Origin of the sequence: Streptomyces boncukensis (genome assembly GCF_011045075.1) — a bacterium.
GTDB lineage: Bacteria > Actinomycetota > Actinomycetes > Streptomycetales > Streptomycetaceae > Streptomyces > Streptomyces boncukensis.
In genome coordinates this window covers 1-6,376 of sequence record NZ_JAAKZZ010000436.1, presented here as the reverse complement: position 1 = coordinate 6,376, position 6,376 = coordinate 1, and the positions used below count along the sequence as shown (strand labels likewise).

Sequence of the window (6,376 nt, the reverse complement as noted above, 5' to 3'; positions counted from 1 at the left end):
AGGGAGTTGAAGACGTCGGGGTCCCAGCCGATCCGGCCGTCGGCCCGGTCGAGGGCGGCGATCTCGTGCAGGTCCGCTTCGGACAGCTCGAAGTCGAACACGTCGATGTTCTGCTCGATCCGCGCCGGGGTCACCGACTTGGGGATGACCACGTTGCCGAGCTGGAGGTGCCAGCGCAGCACGATCTGCGCGGGCGTCTTGCCGTACCGCTCGGCGAGGCGCGCGAGCACCGGCTCGCCGAGCAGCTCGCCGCCCTGGCCGAGCGGGCTCCACGCCTCGGTGGCGATGCCGTGCCGGGCGTCGAGCGCGCGCATGGCGCCCTGCGCGAAGTACGGGTGCAGCTCGATCTGGTTGATGACCGGCACGACGCCCGTCTCGTCCAGCAGCCGGGTGAGCGTGCGCTCGGTGAAGTTGGAGACGCCGATGGACTTCGCCCGCCCGTCGGCGTACAGCTTCTCCAGGGCCTGGTACGACTCGACGTACTGGTCGCGGCCGGGCGTCGGCCAGTGCAGCAGGTAGAGGTCGACGTAGTCCGTGCCGAGCCGCTTCAGGCCGGCGTCGAAGGCGCGGAGGGTCTGGTCGTAGCCCTGGTCGTCGATCCACAGCTTGGTGGTGAGGAACAGGTCCTCGCGGGCCAGCCCGCTGTCCCGGACGGCGCGGCCGACGCCCTCCTCGTTGCCGTACACGCGGGCGGTGTCGATGTGCCGGTAGCCCGCGGCGAGGGCGCGGGACACGGCGGTGTACGCCTGGTCGTCCGGGATCTGCCACACGCCGAAGCCGAGCTGCGGGATGGTGGCGCCGTTGTTGAGGGTGATGTTCTGCAAGGTGGGGGTCCTTAGCTCAGTGTTCCTGTGCCGGTATGCGGTTGTCGGTGGCCGGCGGTGCGGCCAGCAGCCCCGTGAGGAGGGCGTCGGTCGCGGGCCGCAGCAGCCGCTCGCCGTCGGGTACGCCTTCCAGGCCGCACACGAGGGCGAGGCAGATGTCGGCCGCCTGTGCGGGCTCGACGCCGGGCGCCGGGCCCGCGTGCTGGAAGAGCCCGCTCAGCAGGTGCCGCAGATCCGCGGTGAAGCTGGTGCAGATCTCGCCGAACAGCCGCGCCTTGGCGTCGAGCAGCTCGGCGGTGTGCGGGGAGTCCCCGGCCAGCTGGAGCACCAGGTCCAGCTTGACGGCCAGGACGTGCCGGATGCGCTCGGTGTACGGCACCGCCTCGTCGGCCGCGGCGTGCCGGGCGCGCTCCAGCGCCTGGTCGTGCAGCCGCCCGGCGAGCTGCCGGAAGGCGTCGTCCTTGTTGCGGACGTACTGGTAGACCGCCGACCGGGACACGCCCATGGCAGAGGCGATGTCGTCCATCGTGGTGCGCCGTACGCCATACCGGGTCAGGCAGTCGTACGTCGCGTCGAGGACCTCGGAGAGCCGGTCGGTGGCCATGGCTCAGCCCAGCTTCCGCAGCAGCTCGGCGGCGAGCGGCGCGGAGGACGCCGGGTTCTGGCCGGTGACGAGGTTGCGGTCGGTGACCACGTGCGGGGCCCAGGGCTCGCCCTCGTGGAAGTCCGCGCCCGCGTCGGTGAGGCGGTCCTGGAGCAGCCACTTCGCCCGGTCGGCCAGCCCGGCCTGGGCCTCCTCGGCGTTGGTGAAGCCGGTCAGCTGGTAGCCCGCGAAGGCGTTGCGGCCGTCGGCGCGGGTGGCGGCGAGCAGCGCCGCCGGGGCGTGGCACACCACACCGAGCGGGATGCCCGAGTCCAGGGCGCCGACCAGCAGCGCGCCGGAGTCGGCGCTGACGGCCAGGTCCTCCATCGGGCCGTGGCCGCCGGGGTAGAAGACGGCCGCGTAGTCCGCGAGGTCGACGTCCTCCAGCCGGAGGGGGTGCTGGAGGGCGGTGAAGGACTCCAGGGCGGCCGCGACCCGGTCGGCGCCCTGCTGGCCTCCGTTGGCGGCGGGCGCCAGGCTGCCCTGGTCCACCGGCGGGACGACGCCGCCCGGTGTGGCGACGACGACCTGGTGGCCCGCGGCCGCGAACGCCTCGTACGGCACGACGGCCTCCTCGGCCCAGAAGCCGGTGGGGTGCGGGGTGCCGTCGGCCAGCGTCCAGGTGCCGGCGCCGGTCATCACAAAAAGAATCGTGGACATGGGGGGAAGTGCCTCTCTGCTGATGCGCTGACATCCTGTGCGCAGATCGTCAGTACGGCGACAGTTCGACCGTAGTACGGCTGTCCGGATGTTTCCAATGGCAAATCCAATGTCCCCCATAGGCTTCCCGATGGGTTTCGCCCGGCGCGTACGGCACGGGCCCCGGGCCGCCTGACGGCGCACACCGCCGAGGGGGCCTACGCTCGGCCGGTGGACCTGAACCTGCTCCATACCTTCCTCGCCGTCTACCGCTCCGGCTCCTTCACCGCCGCGGCCCATGTGCTCGGGCTCTCCCAGCCGACGGTGACCACGCAGATCCAGGCCCTGGAGCGGCAGCAGCGGCGCGAGCTGTTCGAACGGCTACCCAGGGGCGTCGCCCCCACCCCCGTCGCACACGAGCTGGCGGACCGGCTGGCGGGGCCGCTGGACGCGCTGGTGGCCGCGGCCGGACAGGACCCCGCACCGGGCGGGCGGGCCCGGCCCGTCCATCTGGCGGGGCCGGCGGAGATGCTGTGTATGCGCGCCCTGCCCGCGCTGGCGCCGCTGGTCGCCGACGGCGTACGGCTGCGCGTCACCACCGGGCTCACCGACCCGCTGCTGGACGAGCTGCGCGCCGGACGACACGACCTGGCCATCGCCACCGTCCGGCCGCGCGGCCGCTCGCTGGCCGCCGTGCCGCTGGCCGACGAGGAGTTCGTCCTGGTGGCCGCGCCGGAGTGGGCCGAGCGGCTCGGCGCGCGGGTGGCCGCCGAGGGCCCGGCGCCGCTGCACGCCGTACCGCTGGTCACCTATGCCGAGGACCTGCCCATCGCCCGCCGCTACTGGCGGCACGTCTTCGGCAGGCGGCTCAGCTGCGCGGCGGCCCTCACCGTGCCGGACCTGCGGGGCGTGCTGTCCGCGGTCACGGCGGGCGCCGGGTACACCGTGCTGCCGCGCTACCTGTGCCAGGACCGGCTCGCCGACGGCGCCCTCGTCCCGCTGTACGAGCCCGAGGATCCGCCGCTGAACACCGCCTACCTCGTCCAGCGCCCCGGCACCGCCGACAACCCGCACGTCGAGCGGGTACGGGAGGTCCTGCTGCGGGAGGGGCGCGGCTGGTGACGCCCGACTCCCGTGCGGGGCGCGCGGCGGCGCGGGCGCGCTCCCCGCGGACAGCCGGACGGCATGTTCCGCGGCCGGGCGGGCAGGTGGGCGTGTGAGGTGGCGGTTCCGCTCCGCCGGGGCCGCCCGCAGTGTGGAGAGGAAAGGCGGCGCGTTGGCTGGACCGCGGATGAGTCTCACGTGCCGCTGGAGCGGCGCGGACGTCTTGGTCATCGATGCCCCCGGGCGCTTCGACGAGGTGAGCGCGCCGCTGCTGTGCGGGCCGGTCCTCCGGTTCGTGCACGCGGGACAGCTCGGCTTCGTCGTCGACTTCAGCGCCGTCGAACATCTGGACAGATCGGCGGTGCCGGAGCTGGAGCGGCTGCGGCACACGGTCCGCGCCCGGGGCGGCACGCTGGCCGTCGCCGGGGACGCGCGGGTGCGCAGCGCGCTGCGGACGCAGGGCGTCGAGCACGCCGGGCTCGTCTACGACACGGTCGCCGAGGCGGCGGAGGCGTGCCGGGGCGGCATTGTGACGTAGCCGCAGGGGACGTAGTGGGCGTAGTGAACGTAGTGGACGTAGGAGCCCTGGTCGGCGTCCCGTGCCGAGCGGCGAGGGACCCGCGCTACTCCAGAAAAGTGACCGTCTCGGTCAGCGGTGCTCTCGGGGTCCGCGGGGCGCGGAAGCCCGGATCCGCATGGCCCACGGAGAGCCCGCAGAACAGCACGAGGCCGCCCGGGGGCGCGACCACCTCCGCCACCGTCTCGCGGTACACCGACCACGCCATCTGCGGACAGCTGTGCAGCCCCTCCGCCCGGAGCAGCAGCATCACCGTCTGCAGATACATCCCCGCGTCCGCCCACTGGGGCGCTCCCATGGCCCGGTCCAGGTAGCAGAAGAGCGCGGCGGGGGCGCCGAAGCAGTCCCAGTTCGCCGCGACGGCCCCGGCCCGTGCCCGCGCGTCCCCACGCGGGATGCCGAGCGCGGCGTACCGCAGCTCGGCGGCGGAGGCCCGGCGCTCGCGGTACGGGGAGCCCAGCGCGGCCGGGTACATCGGGTACTCGCGCTCGTCGCCGGGGTCGCCCGCCGCCAGCCGCTCGGCGGTGCGCTTCTTCACCTCGGCGAGCGCCGCGCCCGTCAGCACGTACACCTGCCACGGCTGCAGGTTGCCGCCCGACGGCGCGTGGCAGGCGGTGGCCAGCACCCGCTCCAGGACCTGCCTCGGCACCGGTTCGGCGGTGAAGGCGCGCACCGCGCGCCGGGTCGTGACCGCTTCGTGGACATCCACCAGCCGTCTCCCTCTCTCTCATTCCCGGATCCGCGTTTCGGCTCCGTCCCACCGACGGAGCGGCCCGGCGAAAGGTGACCGGACCGGCCCGCGCTGCCCGGCTGTAGGGTGAGGGACAGGATTGGCCTGCTCTTCCAGGCCAATAGCGCGCGGTACGGGAGAGAGCGGCATGGCTGGAGTCCGGGACGTCGGAACAGCGGACCGGGCCCCGGTCGGCGCGGGTGCGCTGGCCGCACTGCTGGCCCGTACGGCCGCCACCGGCGCGCGGCCCGGCTACCGGGCGCTCGCCGACGGCGTGCGCGCCCTGCTGTTCGACGGGCGGGTGCCGCTGCGCGCCCGGCTGCCCGCCGAGCGGGAACTGGCCGCGGCGCTCGGGGTCAGCAGGGCCACCGTGACCGCCGCGTACGACCTGCTGCGGGAGGGCGGGTACGCGCACAGCCGGCGCGGCTCGGGCACCTGGACCGCGCTGCCCGAGGGCCGCCGCCCGTCCCGGCTGGCCGCGTTCCCCGCGGACGACGGGGTGCTCGACCTGGCGCTCGCCGCGCCGCACGCCCCCGAGAGCGAGCTGGCCGAGGCGTACGCCGAGGCGGGCGGGGCGCTGGCCCGGCACGCGGCGACGTCCGGCTACCACCCCTTCGGCCTGCCCGAGCTGCGGGCGGCGCTCGCCGAGCGGTTCACCCACCGGGGGCTGCCCACGATCCCGGAGCAGATCCTCGTCACCACGGGCGCCCAGCAGGGCGTCTCGCTCTCCCTGGCGCTGCTGGGCCGGCAGGGCGACCGGGCGCTCGTGGAGAATCCGACGTACCCCAACGCGCTGGACGCGGTGCGCCGCGCCGGGCTGCGCAGCGTCCCGGTGCCGGTCACCGAGAGCGGCTGGGACGTCGCGCTGGTCGAGTCGGCGCTGCGGCGGACCGCGCCCCGGCTGGCCTACCTCATACCGGACTTCCAGAATCCGACGGGCTGTGTGATGCCGTACGCCGACCGGGTGCGGCTCGCGCGCACGGCCCGCGCCACCGGCACCTGGCTGCTGATCGACGAGACGCTCGCCGACCTCGCGCTCGACGTGCCCGCTCCCCCGCCGTTCGCCGCCGCAGCGCCCGCGGGGTGCGGTGAGCAGATCCTGACCGTCGGCTCGCTGAGCAAGACCCACTGGGGCGGGCTGCGCGTCGGCTGGGTGCGCGCGGGGTCGCGGCTGATCACGGAGCTGGCGATGGCGCGGGTTTCGGCCGACCTCGCCACCCCGGTCCTCGACCAGCTGGTGGCGCTGGGGCTGCTGGAGCGCGACGCGCAGGTGCTGCGCCGCCGGCTGTCCCAACTGCGCGCCCAGCGGGCGGCGCTCGCCGCGGCCCTCACCGAGCGGCTGCCCGACTGGCGGTGGCGGCTGCCGCCCGGCGGGCAGTGCCTCTGGGCGGACCTGGGGCGGCCGGTCGTGACGGCGCTGACCGAGGCGGCGCTGCGGCAGGGCGTACGCATCGAGGGCGGCACCCGCTTCGGTGTGGACCCGGGCACCCACGAGCACCGGCTGCGGCTCCCCTACACGCTGCCCGCGCCGAGCATCGAGACGGCCGTCGCACGGCTGGCGGCCGCGCTGGACGGTGAACCGGGCGCCGGGGCGGGCGGCGCCTGGTCGCCGAGGCGCCGGGACTGGGTGGCGTGAGGGCGCCCCGCCCGGCGCGGGGTGTGCCTGGACAGAGGGCCGCCCCTTGCCGTCGCGTCGCAGGGTGCGAGTGCGTCGTGGTGGGCCGCAGCGGATGGCGCCCCGAAGGGGCGCGGGGAACTGCGCGACCAGCCATGGGGGTACCTCCCTGCCCGAGCGAAGCCGAGAGCTTGGGGGAGTGACCGCGGTCAGCGACGCACGGGAAGGGGGAGGCGGCAAAGGG

General features: G+C 75.1%; 7 protein-coding genes. 3 read left to right on the top strand and 4 right to left on the bottom strand.

What is annotated here, in order from left to right; all coding sequences use genetic code 11:
• The 3 genes from G5C65_RS28990 to G5C65_RS28980 form a co-directional block, all read right to left on the bottom strand.
• On the bottom strand, positions 1–824 hold an 824-nt coding region (locus G5C65_RS28990), incomplete at its 3' end, for an aldo/keto reductase (RefSeq protein WP_165302006.1).
• 16 nt (positions 825–840) lie between these two features.
• Positions 841–1,428 (bottom strand): TetR/AcrR family transcriptional regulator, encoded by a 588-nt coding sequence (locus G5C65_RS28985; protein ID WP_165302005.1) that lies wholly within the window; start codon positions 1,426–1,428, stop codon positions 841–843.
• Positions 1,429–1,431: 3 nt separating this feature from the next.
• On the bottom strand, positions 1,432–2,127 hold the full coding sequence (locus tag G5C65_RS28980; protein WP_165302004.1) for a type 1 glutamine amidotransferase domain-containing protein: 696 nt from the start codon (positions 2,125–2,127) through the stop codon (positions 1,432–1,434).
• Between the two features lie 171 nt (positions 2,128–2,298).
• Here G5C65_RS28980 and G5C65_RS28975 point away from each other — a divergent pair, with 171 nt between their 5' ends.
• On the top strand, positions 2,299–3,228 hold the full coding sequence (locus tag G5C65_RS28975; RefSeq protein ID WP_165302007.1) for a LysR family transcriptional regulator: 930 nt from the start codon (positions 2,299–2,301) through the stop codon (positions 3,226–3,228).
• A gap of 169 nt (positions 3,229–3,397) precedes the next feature.
• Positions 3,398–3,748, top strand: coding sequence for an STAS domain-containing protein (locus G5C65_RS28970; protein ID WP_165302003.1), 351 nt, complete (start codon positions 3,398–3,400; stop codon positions 3,746–3,748).
• 85 nt (positions 3,749–3,833) lie between these two features.
• Here the strand turns inward: G5C65_RS28970 and G5C65_RS28965 are convergent, their stop codons facing one another.
• Complete coding sequence (locus tag G5C65_RS28965; protein WP_165302002.1) at positions 3,834–4,496, bottom strand: nitroreductase family protein; 663 nt, start codon at positions 4,494–4,496, stop codon at positions 3,834–3,836.
• Positions 4,497–4,665: 169 nt separating this feature from the next.
• Here G5C65_RS28965 and yczR point away from each other — a divergent pair, with 169 nt between their 5' ends.
• Positions 4,666–6,153 carry a MocR-like transcription factor YczR gene (yczR, locus tag G5C65_RS28960; protein WP_165302001.1) on the top strand — a complete coding sequence of 496 codons (1,488 nt, stop codon included), beginning with the start codon at positions 4,666–4,668 and terminating at the stop codon, positions 6,151–6,153.
• The last annotated feature ends 223 nt before the right edge of the window (positions 6,154–6,376 follow it).